We start from the raw sequence: 21,159 nt of genomic DNA, 5'->3' as shown, positions 1-21,159 counted from the left end.
GCACAATTGCCGGGTGGCGGCTACGCCTTACCCGGCCTACGGGTGCGACGGTTCAAGGACGGTAATACGGCTTATCCCCCAAAATCGTCGCCCGCTGCATAATCCTGCGCTGCGGAAGATAGTCCGCATTGGCATAGTGCTGCGTTACGCGGTTATCCCAGATCGCCAGGTCGTTCTCCTGCCAGCGCCAGCGCACCTGAAACTCCGGCTTAGTAATATGCGCGAACAGGAACCCCAGCAGCGCCTCACTCTCTTTCTCGGATACGTCCACAATGCGCGTTGTGAACCCTTCGTTCACGAACAGCGCCTGCTTGCCCGTGACCGGATGGGTACGCACCACCGGATGCAGCAGCGGAGGATGCTTCGCAACCGCCTCCTGCCATCGCTGATGCTCCTCTTCACTCTTGCGGTACTTGTACTCCTGGAACGATTTTTTGAAGTCGTGCTCCGCCCGCAGCCCGCTCAGCAGCGTCCGGAACGGCGCGGAGAGCGCCTCATACGCTGCAATGCCGCTGGTCCACAGGGTATCGCCGCCGGTTTCTGGCAGCAGCTTCGCCGCCAGAATCGCCCCGGCGGGCGGCGTCTCGATAAAGGTCACGTCGGTGTGCCAGTTGTCATTGTCCGGCGGGTTATCGTCGTGGGTATCCAGGACGATAATCTCCTCCACGCCTTCCGCATGCGGATAGACGGGGTGGATATGCAGATCGCCGAAGCGCAGGGCCAGCGCGCGCTGCTGCTGCGGGGTGATAGCCTGTTCGCGAAGGAACACCACCTGATGGCGCAGCACCGCGTGGTACAGCTGCTCGAACTGGTTATCGCTCAGCGGACGGGTCACATCCAGGCCCGACACCTGCGCGCCAATGTACGGCCCCAGCGGGGTAATGGTCAGACGTTCACTCATTGTATTTCTCCATGCCAGGGCGTCAGGCGGCGCTGTAACGCGCGCAGCCCCAGTTCTAATCCAAAGGCGATTGCGGCGATCACCGCGATCCCTGCCAGTACCACGTCAGTCGCCAGGAACTCTCCCGCCGACTGCACCATAAACCCAAGGCCGCGCGTGGCTGCAATCAGCTCTGCCGCCACCAGCGTGGACCAGCCCACGCCAAGGCCGATGCGCAGCCCGGTTAAAATCTCCGGCAGTGCGCCCGGTAAAATCACGAACAGCAGCACCTGCGTGCGGCTGGCTCCCAGCGACTGCGCCGCGCGGATCCGCACCTGCTGGGCGCTCTTCACGCCCGCCAGCGCCGACATGGCAACCGGGGCGAAAATCGCCAGATAAATCAGCAGGATTTTTGACGTTTCACCGATGCCGAACCAGATCACCATCAGCGGCAGATAGGCCAGCGGCGGCACCGGACGGTAAAGCTCAATCAGCGGGTCGAGGATGCCGCGCACCGTCGGGCTTAAGCCCATCGCGATCCCGACCGGAATCCCGATAATTACCGCCGCCAGCAGCGCCACCAGAATACGCGCCAGACTTGCACCCAGGTGCTGCCAGAGCGTGGCATCCATAAAGCCCTGCGGCCCGGCGATGGTAATGAGTTTGGCCAGCACCTGTCCCGGCGGCGGCAGAAACAGCGGGCTGACCCACTGCTGGGCAGCAACCGCCCACCACACCGCCAGTAAGACCAGCAGCGTACCGACGCTCAAGGTGATTTGGCGCGAGAAAGGCCAGCGCAGCGCCAGACGCGTGCGGCGCGTTTTTTCACTGAAGACGATGCTCATGAGAAAGCCTCCCGTTGTTCAAACACGCGGCTTAAGACGTATTCACGCTGTTCGATAAACAGCGGATCGGATTTGATGCTGCGCACGGGTTCTCCCGCGACGTAGCGGCGGGCGAAATCCAGCGGCAAACGCTCCAGCACGCGGCCCGGCCCCGGCGAGAGCAGCACCAGTTCGGTGGCCATAAATACCGCCTCTTCAATATCATGCGTGATCAACAGCACCTGCTTGCCCGTCTCATGCCACAGGCGCAGCAGCAGGGTTTGCATCTGCTCGCGGGTGAAGGCATCCAGCGCCCCGAACGGCTCGTCCAGCAGCAACAGCTGCGGATTTGCGGCCAGCGCGCGGGCAATGCCTACGCGCTGCCGCTGGCCGCCGGAAAGCTGCCAGATAAAGCGTTTTTCCGCCCCTTCCAGCCCCACTTTTTTCAGCATCGCCCGCGCCGTTTCCAGCCGCTGTTCACGATTAACACCCGCCAGCTGCAGCCCAAACGCCACGTTTTCCTGCACGTTGCGCCAGGGGAGCAGCCCTTCATTCTGGAAGACCACGCCGCGCTCGGCGCCAGGGCCTTCCACCTTTTTGCCTTCCAGTTGAATGGTGCCATGCTGATAAGGGACAAACCCGGCGATCAGATTCAGCAGCGTGGTTTTTCCGCACCCTGACGGGCCCAGCACCACCAGCAGCTCACCGCTGTCCAGCGTCAGGTTGATGTCCTCCAGCGCGGGTTTACCACCGTAATCGGCATACAGGTTCGTAATATTCAGCATGGCGGACTCCTTATTTCACAAAACGATCGGTCACGTACTGGCTGTAATCCGCTGCCACCGCGGGCACTTTGCCCTGCTCTTTCAGGAAGGTGGCCGTATCCACAATCGCTTTGTTCACCGGCCCCGTCAGCTGCTGTACCTGCTGTGCGGGGGTCAGATAGGTATTGCCTTTCACCAGTCCCGGCACGTCCGCTTCCGGCACGCCGCTCAGGCGGGAGAGTTTTTCCAGGTTGGCGGGCTGCTTCAGCCATTCATCCGGGTTACTGATGTACGGCTGCTGGGCGTCAATCGCGCTTTTCGCAAAGGCCTTCACCACCTCAGGATGCTTCTCGGCAAAGTCTTTGCGCACGACCCACACGTCGAGGGTTGGCGCGCCCCACTGGCCCACTTTTTCAGAGTCGGTCAGCACGGTGCCGTCTTTTTCCAGCTCGTTCACGGCCGGCGCCCAGACGTAAGCCCCATCAATATCGCCGCGCTGCCACGCCGCGATAATCGCCGGCGGCTGGAGGTTGATAATTTGTACCTGACCCGGTTTGATGCCCCAGTGCTTGAGCGCCGCCAGCAGGCTGTAGTGGGTAGTGGAAATAAACGGCACGGCGATGCGTTTGCCGATCAGATCTTCCGGTTTGGTGATGTTTTTCTTCACCACCAGCGCTTCAGAGTTACCGAGCTGTGAGGCGAGCAGGAACACCTCAATCGGCACCTGCTGGCTGGCCGCCACCGCCAGCGGGCTGGATCCAATATTGCCGATCTGCACGTCGCCAGAGGCTAACGCACGCACGACGGATGCCCCGCTGTCGAACTTGCGCCAGTCGACTTTCGCGCCGCTCTCTTTGGCAAAGGTGTTGTCCGCCTGCGCGACTTTCGCCGGTTCCGCAGAGGTCTGATACGCAACGGTGACGTCTACCGCCTGCGCCTGAAAAGCCCACAGCGCCAGTGCGCCGAGTAATGTGATTCGCGATGAAATTGCCATAGTGCCTGCTCCCCTTGTTGTTATGAGGGCAGTATTTCCGGCGCGGGAATTTTGATAAAGGAATAAAAAGGTATCGCTCATTCCGAATCGTTTTTAGAAAAAAACCGGCAAAGGATAGTTAAAAAGTGGGCTGTGGCTTTATTGCAATTTTGTTACATCGGTTACATAACCGCAGCCGCAGGATTGCCAGCCCGCCGGCAACGGGCATCATAGGTCAACGAATGAGCAAAGGGTGTCGAGATGATTAAAGTGGTGCTGGTGGACGATCACGTGGTGGTGCGTTCCGGTTTCGCCCAACTGTTAAATCTGGAAGAGGATGTGATCGTTGAGGGCCAGTTTAGCAGCGCGGCGGAGGCGTGGCCCGCCCTGTCGCGCAACGATATCGACGTGGCGGTGATGGACGTCGCGATGCCGGACGAAAACGGTCTTAGCCTGCTCAAGCGCCTGCGCCAGCAGCGGCCGACGTTTCGCGCCATCATCCTGAGCATCTACGACACACCGGCCTTTGTGCAAAGTGCCCTCGACGCGGGTGCTAGCGGCTATCTGACCAAGCGCTGCGGCCCGGAGGAGCTGGTGCAGGCCGTGCGCGCCGTCGGCATGGGCGGGCATTACCTGTGCGCTGATGCGGTAAAAGCGCTGCGCGGCGGCGAGCCGATGCCAAAAGTGCTTGAGGCGCTCACTCCGCGCGAGCGCGAAGTGTTTGAGCTGCTGGTGAAAGGCGAAAGCGTGAAGGAGATTGCCTATACGCTTTCGCTGAGCCATAAAACCGTTCATGTCCATCGTGCCAACGTGCTGGGCAAGCTTCAGTGCAGCAGCACCATCGACCTGGTGCACTTCGCGCTTGATAACCAACTGCTCACGGGCCACTGATGCGGCGCGCTGTCCGGCATCTGATCCTGTCCCTGTTCATTATGCTGGCCTGGGGAACCGGCTGGCTGATGCTGTGGACGCTGAGCTTCTACCTTACCCACAACGGCCAGCAGGCGGTGCTGTTTCTGCCGCAGGGGGTGTGGCTGGCGCTGATGATTTTACTTTCACGCCGCTACTGGCCTGCATTAATTCTTCCCCCCCTTGCCGCCATTCTGTGGCTGCACGGCGAGCAGCTCCTCACGCGTTATCTGATGCTGGCCGTGCCGCTTATCGGCATCGTCAGCGCCTGGCTGGCGCAGCGGTACTGGCACCGCTTCCCCCTCTACTGGCAGCGGCTGTCAACGCTGATTGCGGCGGTGACGGTGAATGCCCTGCTGCAAACCTTGCTCCTGTCGCCCTTTCTGGACAGCCCGGCCACGCTGCTTTTGCTCGGCTCCTTTACCGGTGGCGTACTGCTTACGCCGTTCGTCTATCTGGTCTTTGAATTTTTACGCCAGCAGCATCGTTACCATCTGCTGGGGCTGGACACCAGCAATCCGCCGCTGCGCACCTCGCTGATTATCTGGTGCAGCCTGTTTTTCATTATCGGCATCGGCACGCAGATGGTGCTCTCCCCGGCGCTGGAGCGACTGCTGCTGATTGTCGTGTTCCTGCCCAACGTGGTGATGGCGTGGAAATTCGGCTGGCAGGGCGGTGTCCTTTCCGGGCTGCTCGGCAGCATGATGATCACCATTGCCCGCCAGGTGGGCGTCGGGTTTAGCGACCTTCTCGAACTGGAAATTTTTCTCTCAACCCAGTCGCTGCTGGGGATTGGCCTGGGCATCGCCATCAGCCGCCAGCAGCATTTGGCTATGAACCTCGAACGCTATCGCCATCGGCTTGAGAGTGAACTTCAGGCCAGACGGGCGCTGGCGGAAAAACTGATCCATTCCGAAGAGGACACCCGCAAGCAGCTGGCGCGCGAGCTTCACGACGAAATCGGCCAGAACATCACCGCTATCCAGATCCAGTCTCAGCTGGTGAAGCGGGCGAGCGATACGCCGCTCGCCATTGAGGCCGCCGGACAGATCAACGACCTCGCGCGGCGTATTCACCACTCCACGCGCCAGCTGCTGCGCCAGCTCCGCCCACCCGTGCTGGACGAACTGTCGCTCCAGGAGGCTCTGCACCACCTGGTCAACGAGTTCGCCTTTGCTGAACGCGGGATCCGCTGCCGTTTTGATTACCGGCTTCCCACGCCGCCGAAAAGCGAAACGCTGGTCTTTACCCTGTATCGCCTGCTCCAGGAGCTGCTCAACAACGTCTGCAAACACGCCAACGCCAGCGAAGTCACGATTTTGCTCTGCCAGCGTCACGCGCGGCTCTATCTTGAGGTGCACGATAACGGCAGCGGCATCAGCCCGCAGCAGCAGCCCGGCTTCGGCATTCAGGGCATGCGCGAACGCGTCTCGGCGCTCGGCGGCGAACTGACGCTGGAATCCCGTCTCGGGACGCGCGTAATTGTTAACCTGCCCACAAATTTGCAACAAACGCCGCTCTGACCAGGAAAAAGTCTTAGTCACTCCAGACTTTGTCTCATCCCATTTATGCCGCACTTCCCTACAGTCATCTCAAACGGAGAACGCCATGCACGCACTGTCTGCTGAAGAGGTTTCACAACGTTACCGGGCGCTGCGCCCCAGGCTGCTCCTTTGTATGGTGATTGGCTACGCCGCGTTTTACCTGACGCGAAAAAGTCTGAATTATGTTTTACCCGCGCTGCAGCTGGATTTGGGGCTCAGCAAGGGCGATATCGGGCTTATCGGCTCGCTGTTTTATCTCAGCTACGGGCTGTCCAAATTCGCCGCCGGGCTCTGGCACGACAGCCACGGACAGCGCGCCTTTATGGGCATCGGACTGCTGGCAACGGGCGTGCTGAACGTGCTGTTCAGCTTTTGCGATGCGTTCCCGCTGCTGCTGTTTATCTGGACGCTGAACGGCTTCTTTCAGGGCTGGGGCTGGCCGCCCTGCGCCAGGCTGCTGACCCACTGGTATTCGCGCAACGAGCGCGGCTTCTGGTGGGGCTGCTGGAATACCTCCATCAATATAGGTGGCGCGATTATTCCGTTGATTTGCGCCGTTGCCGCCCACCGATGGGGCTGGCAGGCGGCGATGCTGACACCGGGGATCATCAGCATCGTGCTCGGCCTGTGGCTGACCACACAGCTGCGGGGCACACCGCAGGAAGAGGGTCTGCCCACGGTCGGGGAGTGGCGGAGCGATCCGCTGGAGCTGCGCCAGCAGCAGCAAAGCCCGCCGATGGGGCTATGGCAGATGTTGCGCACCACCATGCTGCAAAACCCGATGATCTGGCTGCTCGGGGCGTCGTATGTGCTGGTGTATCTCATCCGTATCGCCCTGAACGACTGGGGCAACATCTGGCTGGCAGAAAGCCATGGCGTGAACCTGCTCAGCGCCAACGCCACGGTGATGCTCTTCGAAGTGGGCGGGTTACTGGGCGCATTGTTTGCCGGATGGGGGTCAGACCTGCTGTTCAGCGGCCAGCGTGCGCCGATGATTTTGCTGTTCACGCTGGGGCTGATGGTGTCTGTCGCCGCGCTGTGGCTGGCACCGGTTCACCACTACGCCCTGCTGGCGATGTGCTTTTTTACGGTCGGATTTTTCGTCTTCGGTCCGCAGATGCTCATTGGCCTTGCCGCCGTTGAGTGTGGACATAAACAGGCGGCAGGCTCGATTACCGGCTTTCTGGGCGTATTTGCCTATCTGGGCGCATCGCTGGCCGGGTGGCCGCTGTCACAGGTGATTGAACGCTACGGCTGGTCGGGGATGTTCAGTTTGCTCTCGATTGCCGCCGTCCTGATGGGTTTATTACTGATGCCCTTGCTGATGGCGGGCATCACCGCTTCTCGCAGTCACATAACGTCATAAAAAGGGCTGAATAATGAAAACAACGCTTCTCTCTACCCTCATTGCTTCCGGGATCGCGCTGGCTACCTTAACCGGTGCCGCACAGGCCAAAGGCCGTCTGGTAGTGTACTGCAGCGCCACCAACGAAATGTGCGAAGTCGAAACCAAAGCGTTCGGTGAAAAGTACGATGTTAAAACCTCGTTTATCCGCAACGGCTCCGGCAGCACGCTGGCGAAAGTGGATGCCGAGAAGAAAAACCCGCAGGCCGATGTCTGGTACGGCGGCACGCTCGATCCGCAGTCCCAGGCCGGTGAAATGGGGCTACTCCAGCCCTATAAATCGAAAAACCTGGAACAGATCATGGAGAAATTCCGCGATCCGGCCAAGGTGAAGGGCAACCTCTCTTCAGCGGTTTACGTCGGGATCTTAGGCTTTGGCGTCAACACCCAGCGCCTGAAAGAGAAAAACCTGCCGGTCCCAAAATGCTGGAAGGATCTGACCAAACCGGAATACAAGGGCGAGATCCAGATCGCCGATCCGCAAAGCTCCGGCACCGCCTATACCGCGCTGGCAACCTTCGTCCAGCTGTGGGGGGAAGACCAGGCCTTCGACTACCTGAAACAGCTGAACGGCAACGTGTCTCAGTACACCAAATCCGGTATTGCCCCGGCACGTAACGCCGCGCGCGGTGAAACCGCCATCGGCATCGGCTTCCTGCACGACTACTCGCTGGAAAAAGAGCAGGGTGCGCCGCTGGAGCTGATCTCTCCGTGCGAAGGCACCGGGTATGAAATTGGCGGCGTGAGCATTCTGAAGGGCGCGCGCAACGAAGAGAACGCGAAGCTGTTCGTGGACTGGGTGCTCTCCAAAGAAGCACAGGAGCTGGCGTGGAAGAAGGGCAAGTCCTACCAAATCCTGACCAACACCACGGCGGAAACTTCGCCGAACTCGCTCAAGCTCGATGACCTCAAGCTCATCAGCTATGACATGGACAAGTACGGCTCCACGGACGTGCGTAAAGCGCTGATCAATAAATGGGTCAGCGACGTGAAGATGGGTAAATAAGCCCGCGAACAGTGGTCATCGCCCGGCAGCATTCCTTTGCCGGGCATCCAACACCCGGAAAACTTATGTCACAGACACTTGCTCTTCATTCCGCCACAAAGCGGGATGCGGTATTCCTGTGGGTTTTACTCGGCTGGCTGGCCTTTGCCCTGCTGCCGAGCTGGAGCCTTGATTACGGCCTGCTGGAGTCTACCGGGGATGAGATCCTCGACGCCTACGGCTGGTCTCATGTCAACGTCAGCTGGCTGTGGTACCTGCTGCCGAGCCTGCTGCTGGTGCGCCCGTTTAACGAAGCAAAGCGCGAGCAGCGCAGCCGCCACTATCTTGACGCGGGCTGGGCGCTGCTGTGTATGGCGTTCGTGGTCATTAGCGCCACCGTGGAAGGACGCGGTTTAGGCTATGCCACCATCGTGCTGTTTGTTGCCCTGGGCGCCATCATGACGCTGGCCCTTACCCGCCTGGAGTGGCTGGGCGGCGATCGCTTTGTCATCGGCTCGCTGATTACCATCGTGGCGCTGATCGGCATTTTTATCGTCTGGCCGAGCATCGCCATTTTCATTCCGATGTTCACCAACGACGCAGGTGAATTCGCCCCGCTGGCCTTTATGAACGTGCTGTCGCAGGCGCACATTATCCAGGTCATCATCAACTCGATTCTGCTGTCGATAGCCGTCGGGATCGGCTGCACCTTCTTTGGCCTGGTGCTGGCGATATACACCACGCGCATCGCTAAACGCAGCGCCATCATTGGACGTATCTTCTCGATTCTCCCCATCGTGACCCCGCCGTTTGTGGTGGGGTTAGGCGTAACGCTGATGATGGGGCGCTCTGGCTATATGACGGAGCTGATGGTGGACTGGTTTGGGTTAACCAATACCAACTGGCTGTACGGCTTCACCGGCATCTGGCTGGCGCAGGTGCTGGCCTTCACGCCGATGGCCTTTATGATCCTCGACGGCGCGATCAAAACCATCCACCCGTCGCTGGAAGAGGCCTCGTACACCCTGCGCGCCAGCCGCTGGCAGACCTTTAATGGCGTCTTCGTGCCGCTGCTGAAACCGGCGCTGGCGAATGCGTTCTTAATCGTGATTGTGCAGTCGCTGGCCGACTTCAGTAACCCGCTGGTGCTGGGCGGGAACTTCGACGTGCTGGCCACGCAGATCTACTTCTACATTACCGGCTCACAGCTGGATTATCAGGCAGCGAGTACCCTTGGGGCCTTCCTGCTGCTGTTCTCGCTGCTGGTTTTCTGCATCCAGTACATGTGGATCGGCAAGCGCTCCTACGTCACCGTGTCCGGTAAATCGTACCGCGGCGACGTGCAGCCGCTGCCCGTGACGCTGGTGTGGAGCGTGATCGCCCTGCTGGCGGTGTGGATCGCCTTTAACGCCCTGCTCTACGGCAGCATTTTCTACGGGAGCTTTACCGTCAACTGGGGCGTGGATTACACCCTGACGCTGGATAACTTTATCAAGCTGTTCGGCCAGGGGATGAGCGATGGCGCGTGGCCTTCGCTGCTCGATACCCTGCTTTACGCCGGGATTGCCGCGCCGATCACCGCCGCCTTCGGACTGCTGATTGCCTGGGTTGTGGTGCGCCAGCAGTTCCGGGGTAAAAAGACCATCGAGTTCACCACCATGCTGTGCTTTGCCGTACCGGGTACCGTGGCGGGCGTGTCGTACATTCTGGCCTTTAACAGCGCGCCGGTGTACCTCACGGGCACCGCCGCCATCGTGATTATCTCCATGGTGATGCGTAACGTGCCGGTGGGCATTCGCGCCGGGATCGCGGGATTAGGGCAGATCGACAAGTCGCTGGACGAGGCCTCGCTGAGCCTGCGTGCCGGAAGCCTGCGCACCATCACCCACATCCTGCTGCCGCTGCTGCGTCCGGCCATTTTATCAGCACTGATTTACAGCTTTGTGCGCGCCATCACCACCGTCAGCGCCATTGTGTTCCTCGTCACGCCGGACACCCGCGTGGCAACGGCCTACATTCTGAACCGCGTGGAAGACGGCGAATACGGCGTGGCGATTGCCTACGGCTCGATCCTGATTGTGGTCATGCTGGCGATCATTTTCCTCTTTGACTGGCTGATCGGCGAGGCGCGTATCTCCCGTTCAAAAGCCAAAAACCAGGCGTAACACTATGACTGAGAAACATTTTGTTGAACTGCGCAACGTGACCAAACGCTTTGGCGCAAACACGGTAATTGAAAACATCAACCTGGCGATCCCGCAGGGACAAATGGTAACGCTGCTCGGCCCGTCCGGCTGCGGTAAAACCACCGTGCTGCGCCTGGTTGCCGGGCTGGAAAAACCGACCGAAGGGCAGATTTACATCGATGGTGAGGATGTGACCCACCGCTCCATTCAGCAGCGCGATATCTGTATGGTGTTCCAGTCCTACGCGCTTTTCCCGCATATGTCGCTGGGCGAGAACGTGGGCTACGGTCTGAAGATGCTGGGCGTTTCGCGCGCAGAGATAAAAACGCGGGTCAAAGAAGCCCTGGCGATGGTTGACCTGGAGGGGTTTGAAGATCGCTACGTGGATCAGATTTCCGGCGGCCAGCAGCAGCGCGTGGCGCTGGCCCGCGCTCTGATCCTCAAACCCAAAGTGTTGCTGTTCGATGAACCGCTGAGCAACCTCGATGCGAACCTCAGGCGCAGCATGCGGGACAAAATCCGCGAGCTGCAAAAGCAGTTCAACATCACCTCGCTGTACGTGACGCACGATCAAAGCGAGGCGTTTGCGGTCTCCGACACCGTGCTGGTGATGAACAAGGGCAACATTATGCAGATTGGCTCGCCTCAGGATTTGTATCGGCAGCCGGCGTCTCGCTTTATGGCGAGTTTTATGGGTGATGCCAACCTCTTCCCGGCCCGCTTCAGCGAGGATGTCGTGGAAATCCACGGCTACCGTCTGCCGCGTCCGCTGCACTTTGCTACCCAGGGCGAAGGCACCGTCGGCGTGCGTCCGGAGGCGATTACGCTCAGCCAGCACGGCGAGGCGAGCCAGCGCTGCACTATCCGCCACGTCGCCTATATGGGTCCGCAGTATGAGGTGATTGTCGACTGGCACGGACAGGAGATTTTACTGCAGGTTAACGCCACGCGCCTGCAGCCGGACGTGGGCGATGCGTACTATCTTGAGATCCACCCGTACGGGATGTTTGTATTGGCGGAAGCGGCATGATGTGTGCCGGGTGAGGCGCAGCCGCCACCCGGCAAAAGACTCAGCGCTGTGCGTTCAGCTCAGCAATATCTTTCGGCGTGGTGCGACAGCACCCGCCAATCAGCTTCGCCCCGGCATCCAGCCACTGCGGTAAATACCCAGCCAGCGTCTCGCACGCTTCGCCGTGGTGGTGCCAGGTTTTGGTTACCGCGTCATAGTGCTCGCCCGAGTTCGGGTAGACCACCAGTGGCAGCGCCGTCAGGCTTTGCAGATGCTTCAGCGCCGCGGTGGTGTTTTCCAGGGCGATGCAGTTAATGCCCAGGGCGACAATGTGCGGCGAGTTCGCCAGTACGCTGACCACCTCACGCAGCGGCGTACCGTCGCTCAGGTGCTCGCTGTCGCGTAAGGTGAAGGAGAACCACGCCCGGGCGCGGGGGTATTCAGACAGCAACGCCGCCAGCGCCTTAATCTCCTCAAAGGACGGTAGGGTTTCGCAGGCCAGCAGGTCAGCGCCCGCATCCAGCAGCGCTTCCACTCGAGGACGATGGAAGGTGGTGAATTCTTGCGCACTGCGTACGTAGTCGCCGCGATACTCTGAGCCATCCGCCAGATAGGCTCCGTATGGCCCGACAGATCCCGCCACCAGCAGCGTGCCCGCATGCGGATTTTCAGCCAGATACGCTTCCCGCGCCTTACGCGCCAGCTCCACGCTTTTACCAATTAGCGCGCGGGACTGCGCCTCGTCCAGACCGCGCGCGGAAAAGCCCGCAGGCGTGGCCTGATAACTGGCGGTGATCGCCACCTGCGCACCGGCGCGGTAGTAATCAAGATGCACTTCGCGGATGAGATCCGGGTTTTCAACCAGCACTTTGGCAGACCAGAGGCTGTCTGCCAGGTTACAGCCGCGCGCTTCCAGCTCCGTTGCCATCGCGCCATCCAGCACAACGAAGGGCTGCTTTTCAAGGAGGGCGGTAAGCGGATTATTCTGCGACATGTTCAGGCTCCTGCGATGTCAGATTTCGGGTCAGGTAGTACGCACCATAACACAAGGCGACAAACGGCAGCCCGCAGTAAAGCGCAATGCGCTGGCTCGGATCAAACCACAGGCCGACACAGGCCACCACGCAGAGGACAAAGCCGAGCACCGGCACCAGTGGATACCACGGCGCACGGTACTGCAGCGCGGAGAGCGGCTGGCCGGACTGCAAATGACGGCGACGGAAAACGAAGTGCGACGCGCAGATGCTGATCCACACCGCCACCACCGCAAACCCGGAAATTGCAGACAGCGCCACAAACACCGTGTCCGGCGCAATCACGCTTGAGAACAGCGCCAGCACGCCGCCGAGCATGGAAACCGACAGCGCCGTCAGCGGCACACCGTTTTTGTTGACGCGGGCAAAGCAGCGCGGCAGCGTTTTCTCATTCGAGAGCGACCACAGCATGCGTCCAGACGCGTACAGACCAGAGTTCGCCGCCGAGAGGATCGCCGTCAGGATCACAAAGTTAAAGATATCAGCCGCATAAGGAATACCGACCTTTTCGAACACCAGCACGAACGGGCTTTTTTCTACCCCGGCCTGCTGCATCGGGATCAGTGCCGCCAGTACAAACACGGTGCCGATAAAGAAGATAATCAGGCGTGCAATGGTGGTGCGGATCGCTACCGGAATCACCTTGTGCGGGTTTTGGGTTTCACCCGCCGCGATGCCGATAAGCTCGGTCCCGGAGAAGGCAAAGTTCACCGCCACCATGGTCATCAGGATCGGCAGGCCGCCGTGCGGGAACCAGCCTTCGGCGGTGATATTGCTCAGGCCGGGCGCGGGCGCACCGTCCTGCATCGGGATAAAACCAAAGATCGCCGCCCCGCCGAGAATAATAAAGGCAATGATGGTGACGACTTTCACCAGCGAGAACCAGAATTCACCTTCAGCAAAGAAGCGCGTCGAGATGACATTGAGGCCAAAAATCACCGCGCAGAAGACCACACACCAGGCCCAGACGGGCACCTGCGGGAACCAGTACTGCATGCAGAACCCGGCGGCAGTAAAGCTCGAGCCGAGCGCCACCGTCCAGGTGAGCCAGTAGAGCCACGCCACGGTGTAGCCCGTCGCCGGACCCAGATAGCGGGCGGCGTAGACGTGGAACGCGCCGGTTTCCGGCATCGCCACGGAAAGCTCGCCCAGACACTGCATCACCAGCCAGACCACCAGCGCGCCAATCAGGTACGCCAGCAGCGTGCCCGCCGCCCCGGTCGTCGAAATGATATAACCCGTATTGAAAAATAACCCTGTGCCAATCACGCCACCCAGCGAAAGCATAATCAGGTGGCGTGTTTTCATGGTGCGCTTAAGCTGCCCATTTTCTTGTTGTGTTTGCATATTACCTTCTAAACGTATGGACATCTAAACATCCAAAGAAGGTGTGTTATACCGCGATTGTTAATAAAAAGCTAGATGACCAGACGCAGACGGGCACGACGCGCGCTGAGTCGGGGATGGGTTGTGAGGATCACATAGAGAATCGGACGCCAGGCCATAAGCACCTCCGCAAGCAGATGCTTACAGCATGGTGCGGGAAGAGGCGATCTTCGGTCAGCCGAAAGTCGTATCCGTGAAGAGTGGATTCATACCGCTACACTGTCCATATGCCGGGTAAGACGCCACCGCCCCCGGCGCAAGGGTTGGTAAATCCTACAATCAGTTCTATAGTCGACACAGTTTCTTAGTAACCAGGACTGACTATGCGCTTTAACGGACTGACCAAAGGTTTCTTTATTTTCATCCTCGCCCTTGTGACCTGGGCCTTCTTCGACGTGCTGTCGCCCTACTTCTCCGCGATTTTGTGGGCCGCCATCCTGACCATCATCTTTAACCCGGTGAAAAACAAACTGCGCGCTGCGCTTGGCGATCGCAACGGTCTGGCCTCGTTCCTGACGCTGTGCATTATCTGCCTGATCGTCTTTATCCCGCTAATGGTGATCCTTTCCTCGCTCGCCATTGAGCTGAACGTGGTGTACACCAAGCTGCAAGCGAACAACACGCAATTCCCGGAAGTGATCGCGAGCATCTTTAACCGCCTGCCGGACTGGGCCAGCGGTTTTCTGGCGGACCACAACTTGACTAACGCCGCGCAAATCCAGAAAAAACTCTCTGACGTGGCGTTGCAGGGTGGTCAGTATCTGGCTGGCAGCGCGTTCCTGATCGGTAAGGGGACGTTCGGTTTTGCCATCAGCTTCGGCATCATGCTCTATTTGCTGTTCTTCCTGCTCAAGGACGGCCCGTATCTGGTGCGCCAGATCCTTGATTCCCTGCCGCTGTCTGATTTCGCTAAACAGCACCTGTTCGCCAAATTCGTCGGCGTCTCGCGGGCAACGGTAAAAGGCACGGCGGTGGTCGCCGTGGTGCAGGGCACGCTCGGCGGGATTGCGTTTGCCATTGCAGGCATTGATGGCAGCATACTTTGGGGCGCGCTGATGGCCTTCCTCTCGCTGGTGCCAGCCGTCGGCTCGGCGATTGTCTGGGTGCCTGCGGCCATCTTCCTGTTCGCCACCCACCAGCTGTGGCAAGGGCTGTTTATTGTCGGCTTCTTCGTGATTATCGTCGGGCTGGTGGACAATATTCTGCGCCCGCTGCTGGTAGGCAAAGACACAAAAATGCCGGACTACCTGATCCTGATCTCCACCCTCGGCGGCATGGAGCTGTACGGCATTAACGGCTTTGTCATCGGGCCGCTGATTGCCGCGCTGTTTATCGCCTGCTGGAACCTGTTCTCAGGGCGCGATCACGAAGGTAACGCCGAAGAGCTGGACGCAGACTTCATCGAAGAAGGAAAAAACCGGCCAGATCTATGATGTTTCTCTTCATTCCAGGCGGCTCTTTGCCGCCTTTCTTTTCACGCTAAATCAAACATTTTCTATAATTTGAAAAACGCCTCCCCACTCTTGTCGTAGAAGGATCCCACAGGTGCGAATCGCCACGATAACAAACTGGGCCTACGGTGCCACGGTGTGCCTGACCCTCGCTTCTGGCATCGTTATGCTCCTGGCATCCAACGCCGATAGCGTTGAACGTCAGGCCGTTAAGCAACGGCAGGTGTTTGATCGGCTTACGGAAGAGATCGAGACAAATACCTGGATGCTCTCTGATTTAGCGCGCCTGTTCGTCATCAAAAAAGAACCCTCTATTCGGGAAGAATATCGGCAAAAAGAGAGCGAATTAAAAAGCATAGAGCATCATCTGGTGCAGTTAAAAGATAACGGCGCCTCCGGCGAAGAGCTCATGCTGCTTCAGGAAGGATTAAAAATCATTGATGAACTGCAGGACGAGCAGCAAACCGCACTCGACAGCATAGCCCGTGGCGAGCAACAGCAGGCCGTTGCCCTGCTTTATGGCCCTGTCTACGAACAAGAGATGGAGCGCGCGCAGAGCCAGATTGATCATTTCCGCCAGATACTGGATAAGCGCATCATTGCCGACGTACAGGCGGCCACCAAAACATCGAAAGCACTGCGCACGGTGTCGGAAGTGATGGTCGGCCTCACGGCCCTGCTCTTCCTGTTCGTGATGGGCTTTATTCTCAAGCGTCGTGTACTTCACCCGGTGGTTCGGCTGAGCGACGTCGTACACCGGCTGGCTTCGCAGGACTATGCCGTTGAAACGCCAAACTTTACCCAGATTGATGAAATAGGCGATATGGCCCAGGCCATCCGCATCTTCCGCGAGAACGGGCTGGTGCGACAGCAGCTGGAAAAAGAGCGCGATGCCGACTGGGCGATCCGCGAGCTGCTGGCTCGTATGACCCAGCGGTTGCAGGGCTGTGAAAACCTCGCCGACGTTATTAATGTGGCAGAGCTGTTTGCGCCCAATATTGCGCCGGGCGTTTCCGGGCGGTTATATATTTTTGATCGCGACCCCTGGCAGATGCGCTGCGCAGCAGAATGGTTGTCACCTGAGGGTGACACACCCGCATTCCATCCGGATGAATGCTGGGCCGTCCGGCGCGGGCAGAGCCATCCCCCGGTGAACGGTGAACCTGACATTGGTTGTTATCACCTACCAGAATCGCAAGCACACAGGTCCCTGTGCGTTCCGCTCATTGCGCAGGGCGAAGCCATCGGCCTGCTCTCTTTCCAGAACATCACCCCTGAAACCGCCCCCTCCCGCGCTTATCTTGAACTTATGGCTGAAGCGCTGGGGCTGGCACTGGCCAACCAGAAGCTACGCGATGCTCTACTGGAAAAAGCGCTCTTCGACCCGCTCACGGGTTTGCGTAACCGTCATCACCTGGAAGATACGTTGCGGACGCAAATGGCGCAGGCCATGCGAAGCGAGCAACCGGTAAGCTGCCTGATGATCGACATCGATCACTTCAAGAGCATTAATGACCGCTTTGGTCATGAGGCGGGTGACCAGGTCATTAAAAGCGTGGCGTCGATTGTTCAGCGCGCCACGCATAATACGGGTATGGCCTTCCGCTACGGTGGCGAAGAGTTCCTGGTTCTGCTTTCCGGTGCCGATGAAGAAGAAGCGCATGCCTGTGCGCAGAAAATTTACAACGGCGTGCATGAGCTGTCGCTTCGCTACGGGCTGACCGAGATTGGTCCGGTGGATGTATCCATTGGTATCGCCAGCTACCCGCAACATGCCCAAAGTGACAGCCTGCTGCGCGCTGCAGACGTGGCCTTGTATCGGGCGAAAGAGCTGGGCCGCTCGCGGATTGTGAGCTTTGGGATGCTGGAAGCGAGCTAAGGGGGATGAGTCGGCCCCGGGTTCAGGGCCGTGTGATTGCCCAAAGCACCACCATGCCCAGCGAATTACTCCGCTTTTCCACGTACAGGGTGCTGTCGATAAAATAATTCCCCTGCGGGTAACAGATGCGGATCTCTCTCTTGAGTTCCGGCTCATAGACTTTCGCCCCCGAACAGCTTTTTCGGCTGCCGGATTCATACCGGTAAGGTTGACTCCAGGCAGAGTATTCTCCGCCCAGTAGCCAGGCCGCGGTAACGATGACGAAAATGACCACCGGCAGGCTGATGATGATGAGGCCGAGGTAAATTTTGACAACGTCAACAACGGTTTTGCCTTTGAACGCTCTCTTCGCGATGAACATCGCCATCACCACCAGCGGCAGCAGCAATGCGCCAACCGCAAGAATCTGTTCTCCCAGGACGGTGAGAAAGGTCACGCGATAAATCTGGCTTGACCAGACAACAAAACCAAATATCAACGCCAACCCGCCAACGATGAGTGGGATCAGAAAGGCATAGCTATCTTTTTTCATGGTGAACAGTTCCTTGTCATGCGTCTGCGGTCAGAAGGGCGATCATCGCGCGAGTGGCTGCCGACTGACGACGGTGCGGCGCGAAGATCACGGAGAAAGGCCGCGAGCGCCCGCGTAAATGGGGCAGCACTTCGACGAGCTGGCCGCGCGCTATCCTGTCGCGGACGATAAATTCATAGCTCTGGCAGATCCCCATCCCCTGTTCCGCCAGTGAAACCACGCCCAGCACGTCATCCGATATTTCGAAGGTTGAACGGGGCAGCCAGTCAACGTCGCGTCCATCATCCCGGAACACCCAGGGTGCAATGCGCCCCGTTCGCGGCATGATAAAAGGCAGACAGCGGTGCTGTTGCAGCTCATCCAGCGTCTGCGGGACGCCCGTTCGATGAAGGTAAGCAGGGGATGCCACCAGAAGCAATGCCGCATCTTCCAGCTTGCGCGCCACTAAGCCACTATCGGGTATCTGACCCAGACGAACAGCGAGATCGAATCCCTCCGCGATCAGATCGACGTTGCGATTGGTGATATTCAGTTCTACCTGAACGTGCGGATACTGTTGAGAAAAGCGAGCCAGCAGGGGCGGCAGACAATAGTGCCCGTAGGTGGTCGGAACGCTGATCCTCACACGGCCCGTCAGATCGCCCCCCTGACCACGACCATCCCGTTCGGCGTCATCAAGCAGGGAAAACGCCGCTCGCGCCTGCTCAAGATAAATTCGTCCGGCTTCCGTGAGCCCCACGCGACGAGTGGTGCGCTGTAATAGCTGTCGTCCAAGACGTACTTCAAGGCGGGACACCGCGCGGCTTAAGACTGAGGGGGTGGTTGAAAGGGCAACCGCAGCCGCGGTAAATGAGCCATGTTCAACGACAGTAATGAAGACTTCAACATCGCCGAGATAATCGAATTTTCTGCTCATTTTGCTCTTTCACGAACAAATGTTTTTCAATTTCGCTAATTTATCTCCGATTGGGCGATGAGTAAAGTGACCGCACTTATCACCAAAAGGCAAAAATTATGGATCTTCAACTCGCTGGTAAGACCGCACTTGTCACTGGACCTACCGCAGGATTCGCCGACATAACCGACGAGGAGTGGCTGCGTATGTTCGACATTAACGTGATATCCGGGGTGCGTCTTTCCCGCCATGACTTCCCACGCATGCTTGCGCGAATGATCGAGGCTGACGAAATAGCCGCTATGGTCGCGCTGCTGGTAAGCCCACTCGGTGCAGCGTCTAACGGAGCTGCGGTACGCGTCGAGGGCGGCACGTTCCGCTCCATTCTTTGATACCGAATTAAGAAGCCGCTTCTTACTCTCTTCACTGGAGCATTTATGTCCCACTGTACCCGTACTTTCTCCGCTATTGCGATGGCGGTATTGTTTTCGTTCGCAAGCTGCGCCAGCGCGGCGAATCAGGTGCCTCTTGAACGCTGGCGTAGCTATTCAGGCGTAAGCTGGGATACACCAGAGAACGGGCAGCCGGCGCTTTTTTCCGGGTCGGTTAATACCCCAATCGCCGGTATTCACTTTGATGCAAAGGGCCGAGCCTTTGTCAGCACGCCGCGACTGGTTTCGGCCAGTGCCCCCGCCACGTTAAGTATTCTGGATACCCGCAGTCAGTCGGGCCCGGCGCGCCTGACGGCATTTCCGTCACGCCAGGGTAATGCGGTAGATTCTGCTCCCGATCGGAACCTGCGCAACGTGCTCGGCTTTTATGTTGATCGTAAGAACGGCTGGTTATGGGCGCTGGATATGGGGTTCGTCGCGGGAGAAGCGGAATCCCCCGCAGGCTCACAGAAACTGGTCGTGCTGGATCTCGACTCGGGCCGCACGGTCAAACGGATCCCGCTGGACGGCGTGGCTGACCGTAAGGCGAGCTTCCTCAATGATGTCGTTGTCGATGAAGATCGTCGTATCGCATACATTTCCGACAGCGGATCGCGAAGTGCGCCTGAAAACCGTGTCGGTCTGATCGTTGTGGATTTTACCGCCGGCGCAGCCCGGCGCGTACTGGATCGCCACCCTGCCCTACAGATTGAACCCGGCGTAAAAGTCGTTTCCCACGGTGCGGAAGTGTGGCCGGGTAAACCGCTGTTGATTGGCATCAATGGCATTACGCTTTCTCCCGATGCTGAGACATTGTACTGGACGGTGACGACGGGAACACATGCGTACGCGGTACCGACTGCCGTTCTGAAGCAGCCTGGCTCAACCGATGCGCAGATTACCGGACAAATCCAGAATCTGGGCACAGTGGGAGGCAACACGGACGGTCTGGTGACCGATGCAAAGGGCAACCTCTATATTACGGATGTTACCCGCAACGGCATTGTCAGGTATGAGCCGAAGAGCCGTACAATGTCGCTTATTGCTGAAAATGAATCCGTACGCTGGCCAGACACGCCGGCTATTCGTCCGGACGGTGACCTGATCTTTACCTCAAGTAGCCTCAATGACCACTTTGCTGGAGCGGTCAAACCCGGTCATGAACGCTACGAGCTATGGCGTTTGCCACTCGATGCTTCATCGGGCACGAAAAAGTAACGGTGCACTACGCTGGACAATCGCTAAATATGACGACGCCGCCCATTGGGTGGCGTTTTTTTTACCTGTCCATGACAGATACAATCTTTGCGGTGAGAAATTAACCCCCAATTAAAGCGATCGTTTTTTAAACGCAAGAGAGTTTATTCAAGTCAGTCTAGCGTGCCTCAAAAAAAAGAGGCGTGGTATGTGATTCAAACGCCCCCGCCCAAAACCACACAAGTCATTGATTTAGTTACACTTAGACATCAAATAAGTACAGAAGTAATAGCGACTCAATAAAATACATAAACTACTGTGATAACTAAATTATAATTCATATACTTCTGTTCAAAAGTGGAGGCCATAATGCGATTAACCCTAATGTTGGTATGCTGTCTGGTACAGAGTTTAGCCTGGGCTGGCGAGCTGCCAAAACCCGTTGGAAAACCCATTTTGACGATTTACGGTAATATAGAAAATACCAATGAAGAGGGAAAAGCAGTGTTTGATCTCGCCAGCCTTGAAAAACTGGGTATGGTGAGTTTTGAGACGACATCTCCCTGGTACACTGGCCGTACAAAATTTGAGGGTGTCCCAATGGGCAAACTCATGGATTATGTTGGCGCGAAGGGTTCTGTCGTTAATGTTATTGCGCTCAATGATTACGCTACCGAGATCCCTCTCAGCGACTTTAAAAAATACAATGCCATACTTGCTTTAAAGATCAATGGCGAATATATGCGCATTCGCGATAAAGGCCCATCATTCATTGTTTACCCTTATGACAGTCTTCCTGAATTGAATAATCAGATTTATTACTCGCGCTCGGCATGGCAGGTTAGCAAAATGAAGATTGAATAGCAGTTCAGGAG

18 protein-coding genes and 1 pseudogene are annotated in these 21,159 nt (G+C 58.0%); 11 read left to right on the top strand and 8 right to left on the bottom strand.

What is annotated here, in order from left to right:
* Nucleotides 1-52: 52 nt before the first annotated feature.
* Genes tauD through tauA form a run of 4 tightly spaced genes read right to left on the bottom strand, consistent with a single transcriptional unit; the run spans nucleotide 53 to nucleotide 3,462 of the window.
* Complete coding sequence (tauD, locus tag ACOQH0_RS04720) at nucleotides 53-901, bottom strand: taurine dioxygenase (RefSeq protein WP_421511641.1); 849 nt, start codon at nucleotides 899-901, stop codon at nucleotides 53-55.
* Entirely contained in the window at nucleotides 898-1,725 is an 828-nt protein-coding gene (gene tauC / locus ACOQH0_RS04715) for a taurine ABC transporter permease TauC (RefSeq protein ID WP_010427972.1), read from the bottom strand. The genes tauD and tauC overlap by 4 nt, the downstream gene beginning before the upstream one ends.
* Entirely contained in the window at nucleotides 1,722-2,489 is a 768-nt protein-coding gene (gene tauB / locus ACOQH0_RS04710; protein WP_063955278.1) for a taurine ABC transporter ATP-binding subunit, read from the bottom strand. Before tauB ends, tauC begins: the two co-directional genes overlap by 4 nt.
* 10 nt (nucleotides 2,490-2,499) lie before the next feature.
* Nucleotides 2,500-3,462, bottom strand: coding sequence for a taurine ABC transporter substrate-binding protein (gene tauA, locus ACOQH0_RS04705; protein ID WP_023293188.1), 963 nt, complete (start codon nucleotides 3,460-3,462; stop codon nucleotides 2,500-2,502).
* A 240-nt stretch (nucleotides 3,463-3,702) separates the two neighbouring features.
* On the opposite strand from tauA, the gene ACOQH0_RS04700 reads away from it, so the two are divergent.
* The 6 genes from ACOQH0_RS04700 (at nucleotide 3,703) to fbpC (ending at nucleotide 11,500) form a co-directional block, all read left to right on the top strand.
* Entirely contained in the window at nucleotides 3,703-4,332 is a 630-nt protein-coding gene (locus tag ACOQH0_RS04700; RefSeq protein WP_010427966.1) for a response regulator transcription factor, read from the top strand.
* Nucleotides 4,332-5,873: an MASE1 domain-containing sensor histidine kinase gene (locus ACOQH0_RS04695; protein WP_348580160.1), complete on the top strand. Its 1,542-nt coding sequence runs from the start codon at nucleotides 4,332-4,334 to the stop codon at nucleotides 5,871-5,873. Before ACOQH0_RS04700 ends, ACOQH0_RS04695 begins: the two co-directional genes overlap by 1 nt.
* An 85-nt stretch (nucleotides 5,874-5,958) precedes the next feature.
* The gene (gene uhpC / locus ACOQH0_RS04690) at nucleotides 5,959-7,260 is read left to right on the top strand and encodes an MFS transporter family glucose-6-phosphate receptor UhpC (RefSeq protein WP_421511640.1); all 1,302 of its coding nucleotides are present in this window, start codon (nucleotides 5,959-5,961) and stop codon (nucleotides 7,258-7,260) included.
* Nucleotides 7,261-7,273: 13 nt separating this feature from the next.
* Complete coding sequence (locus tag ACOQH0_RS04685; RefSeq protein WP_033487712.1) at nucleotides 7,274-8,305, top strand: ABC transporter substrate-binding protein; 1,032 nt, start codon at nucleotides 7,274-7,276, stop codon at nucleotides 8,303-8,305.
* 65 nt (nucleotides 8,306-8,370) lie between these two features.
* The gene (locus ACOQH0_RS04680; RefSeq protein WP_348580162.1) at nucleotides 8,371-10,449 is read left to right on the top strand and encodes an iron ABC transporter permease; all 2,079 of its coding nucleotides are present in this window, start codon (nucleotides 8,371-8,373) and stop codon (nucleotides 10,447-10,449) included.
* Nucleotides 10,450-10,453: 4 nt separating this feature from the next.
* The gene (fbpC, locus tag ACOQH0_RS04675; RefSeq protein WP_100167153.1) at nucleotides 10,454-11,500 is read left to right on the top strand and encodes a ferric ABC transporter ATP-binding protein; all 1,047 of its coding nucleotides are present in this window, start codon (nucleotides 10,454-10,456) and stop codon (nucleotides 11,498-11,500) included.
* 40 nt (nucleotides 11,501-11,540) lie between these two features.
* On the opposite strand, the gene mmuM is transcribed toward fbpC, so the two are convergent.
* Together mmuM and mmuP are read right to left on the bottom strand one after the other, a co-directional pair.
* Nucleotides 11,541-12,473, bottom strand: coding sequence for a homocysteine S-methyltransferase (gene mmuM / locus ACOQH0_RS04670; RefSeq protein ID WP_420986431.1), 933 nt, complete (start codon nucleotides 12,471-12,473; stop codon nucleotides 11,541-11,543).
* Entirely contained in the window at nucleotides 12,460-13,860 is a 1,401-nt protein-coding gene (gene mmuP, locus ACOQH0_RS04665; RefSeq protein WP_421511639.1) for an S-methylmethionine permease, read from the bottom strand. The genes mmuM and mmuP overlap by 14 nt, the downstream gene beginning before the upstream one ends.
* Nucleotides 13,861-14,222: 362 nt before the next feature.
* On the opposite strand from mmuP, the gene ACOQH0_RS04660 reads away from it, so the two are divergent.
* Together ACOQH0_RS04660 and ACOQH0_RS04655 are read left to right on the top strand one after the other, a co-directional pair.
* A complete protein-coding gene (locus ACOQH0_RS04660; RefSeq protein WP_010427927.1) occupies nucleotides 14,223-15,332 on the top strand; it encodes an AI-2E family transporter in 1,110 nt (369 codons plus the stop codon).
* A 112-nt stretch (nucleotides 15,333-15,444) separates the two neighbouring features.
* Nucleotides 15,445-17,229 (top strand): diguanylate cyclase, encoded by a 1,785-nt coding sequence (locus ACOQH0_RS04655; protein ID WP_421511638.1) that lies wholly within the window; start codon nucleotides 15,445-15,447, stop codon nucleotides 17,227-17,229.
* Between the two features lie 22 nt (nucleotides 17,230-17,251).
* Here ACOQH0_RS04655 and ACOQH0_RS04650 read toward each other — a convergent pair whose 3' ends face one another.
* Nucleotides 17,252-17,761, bottom strand: a complete 510-nt coding sequence (locus ACOQH0_RS04650; protein ID WP_218308617.1) for a hypothetical protein — start codon at nucleotides 17,759-17,761, stop codon at nucleotides 17,252-17,254.
* 16 nt (nucleotides 17,762-17,777) lie between these two features.
* Entirely contained in the window at nucleotides 17,778-18,677 is a 900-nt protein-coding gene (locus ACOQH0_RS04645; protein ID WP_411777572.1) for a LysR family transcriptional regulator, read from the bottom strand.
* Between the two features lie 152 nt (nucleotides 18,678-18,829).
* Here ACOQH0_RS04645 and ACOQH0_RS04640 point away from each other — a divergent pair.
* The 3 genes and pseudogenes from ACOQH0_RS04640 to ACOQH0_RS04630 form a co-directional block, all read left to right on the top strand.
* Nucleotides 18,830-19,048 (top strand): annotated as a pseudogene (locus ACOQH0_RS04640) (hypothetical protein); the annotation flags it as partial.
* 45 nt (nucleotides 19,049-19,093) lie between these two features.
* The gene (locus tag ACOQH0_RS04635; protein ID WP_421511637.1) at nucleotides 19,094-20,305 is read left to right on the top strand and encodes an L-dopachrome tautomerase-related protein; all 1,212 of its coding nucleotides are present in this window, start codon (nucleotides 19,094-19,096) and stop codon (nucleotides 20,303-20,305) included.
* A 348-nt stretch (nucleotides 20,306-20,653) separates the two neighbouring features.
* The gene (locus tag ACOQH0_RS04630) at nucleotides 20,654-21,148 is read left to right on the top strand and encodes a molybdopterin-dependent oxidoreductase (RefSeq protein WP_010427922.1); all 495 of its coding nucleotides are present in this window, start codon (nucleotides 20,654-20,656) and stop codon (nucleotides 21,146-21,148) included.
* The last annotated feature ends 11 nt before the right edge of the window (nucleotides 21,149-21,159 follow it).

Source organism: Enterobacter sp. JS8-1 (genome assembly GCF_049187015.1).
Taxonomy (GTDB): domain Bacteria; phylum Pseudomonadota; class Gammaproteobacteria; order Enterobacterales; family Enterobacteriaceae; genus Enterobacter; species Enterobacter mori.
The sequence above is the reverse complement of the archived record's forward strand: the minus strand, read 5'-3'. Positions and strand labels throughout refer to the sequence as shown.

Excerpts from the sequence above, each read along its gene's own strand:
- tauD (WP_421511641.1), bottom strand. The coding sequence starts at position 901 with ATGAGTGAACGTCTGACCATTACCCCGCTGGGGCCGTACATTGGCGCG.
- tauC (WP_010427972.1), bottom strand. The coding sequence starts at position 1,725 with ATGAGCATCGTCTTCAGTGAAAAAACGCGCCGCACGCGTCTGGCGCTG.
- tauB (WP_063955278.1), bottom strand. The coding sequence starts at position 2,489 with ATGCTGAATATTACGAACCTGTATGCCGATTACGGTGGTAAACCCGCG.
- tauA (WP_023293188.1), bottom strand. The coding sequence starts at position 3,462 with ATGGCAATTTCATCGCGAATCACATTACTCGGCGCACTGGCGCTGTGG.
- ACOQH0_RS04700 (WP_010427966.1), top strand. The coding sequence starts at position 3,703 with ATGATTAAAGTGGTGCTGGTGGACGATCACGTGGTGGTGCGTTCCGGT.
- ACOQH0_RS04695 (WP_348580160.1), top strand. The coding sequence starts at position 4,332 with ATGCGGCGCGCTGTCCGGCATCTGATCCTGTCCCTGTTCATTATGCTG.
- uhpC (WP_421511640.1), top strand. The coding sequence starts at position 5,959 with ATGCACGCACTGTCTGCTGAAGAGGTTTCACAACGTTACCGGGCGCTG.
- ACOQH0_RS04685 (WP_033487712.1), top strand. The coding sequence starts at position 7,274 with ATGAAAACAACGCTTCTCTCTACCCTCATTGCTTCCGGGATCGCGCTG.
- ACOQH0_RS04680 (WP_348580162.1), top strand. The coding sequence starts at position 8,371 with ATGTCACAGACACTTGCTCTTCATTCCGCCACAAAGCGGGATGCGGTA.
- fbpC (WP_100167153.1), top strand. The coding sequence starts at position 10,454 with ATGACTGAGAAACATTTTGTTGAACTGCGCAACGTGACCAAACGCTTT.
- mmuM (WP_420986431.1), bottom strand. The coding sequence starts at position 12,473 with ATGTCGCAGAATAATCCGCTTACCGCCCTCCTTGAAAAGCAGCCCTTC.
- mmuP (WP_421511639.1), bottom strand. The coding sequence starts at position 13,860 with ATGCAAACACAACAAGAAAATGGGCAGCTTAAGCGCACCATGAAAACA.
- ACOQH0_RS04660 (WP_010427927.1), top strand. The coding sequence starts at position 14,223 with ATGCGCTTTAACGGACTGACCAAAGGTTTCTTTATTTTCATCCTCGCC.
- ACOQH0_RS04650 (WP_218308617.1), bottom strand. The coding sequence starts at position 17,761 with ATGAAAAAAGATAGCTATGCCTTTCTGATCCCACTCATCGTTGGCGGG.
- ACOQH0_RS04645 (WP_411777572.1), bottom strand. The coding sequence starts at position 18,677 with ATGAGCAGAAAATTCGATTATCTCGGCGATGTTGAAGTCTTCATTACT.
- ACOQH0_RS04635 (WP_421511637.1), top strand. The coding sequence starts at position 19,094 with ATGTCCCACTGTACCCGTACTTTCTCCGCTATTGCGATGGCGGTATTG.
- ACOQH0_RS04630 (WP_010427922.1), top strand. The coding sequence starts at position 20,654 with ATGCGATTAACCCTAATGTTGGTATGCTGTCTGGTACAGAGTTTAGCC.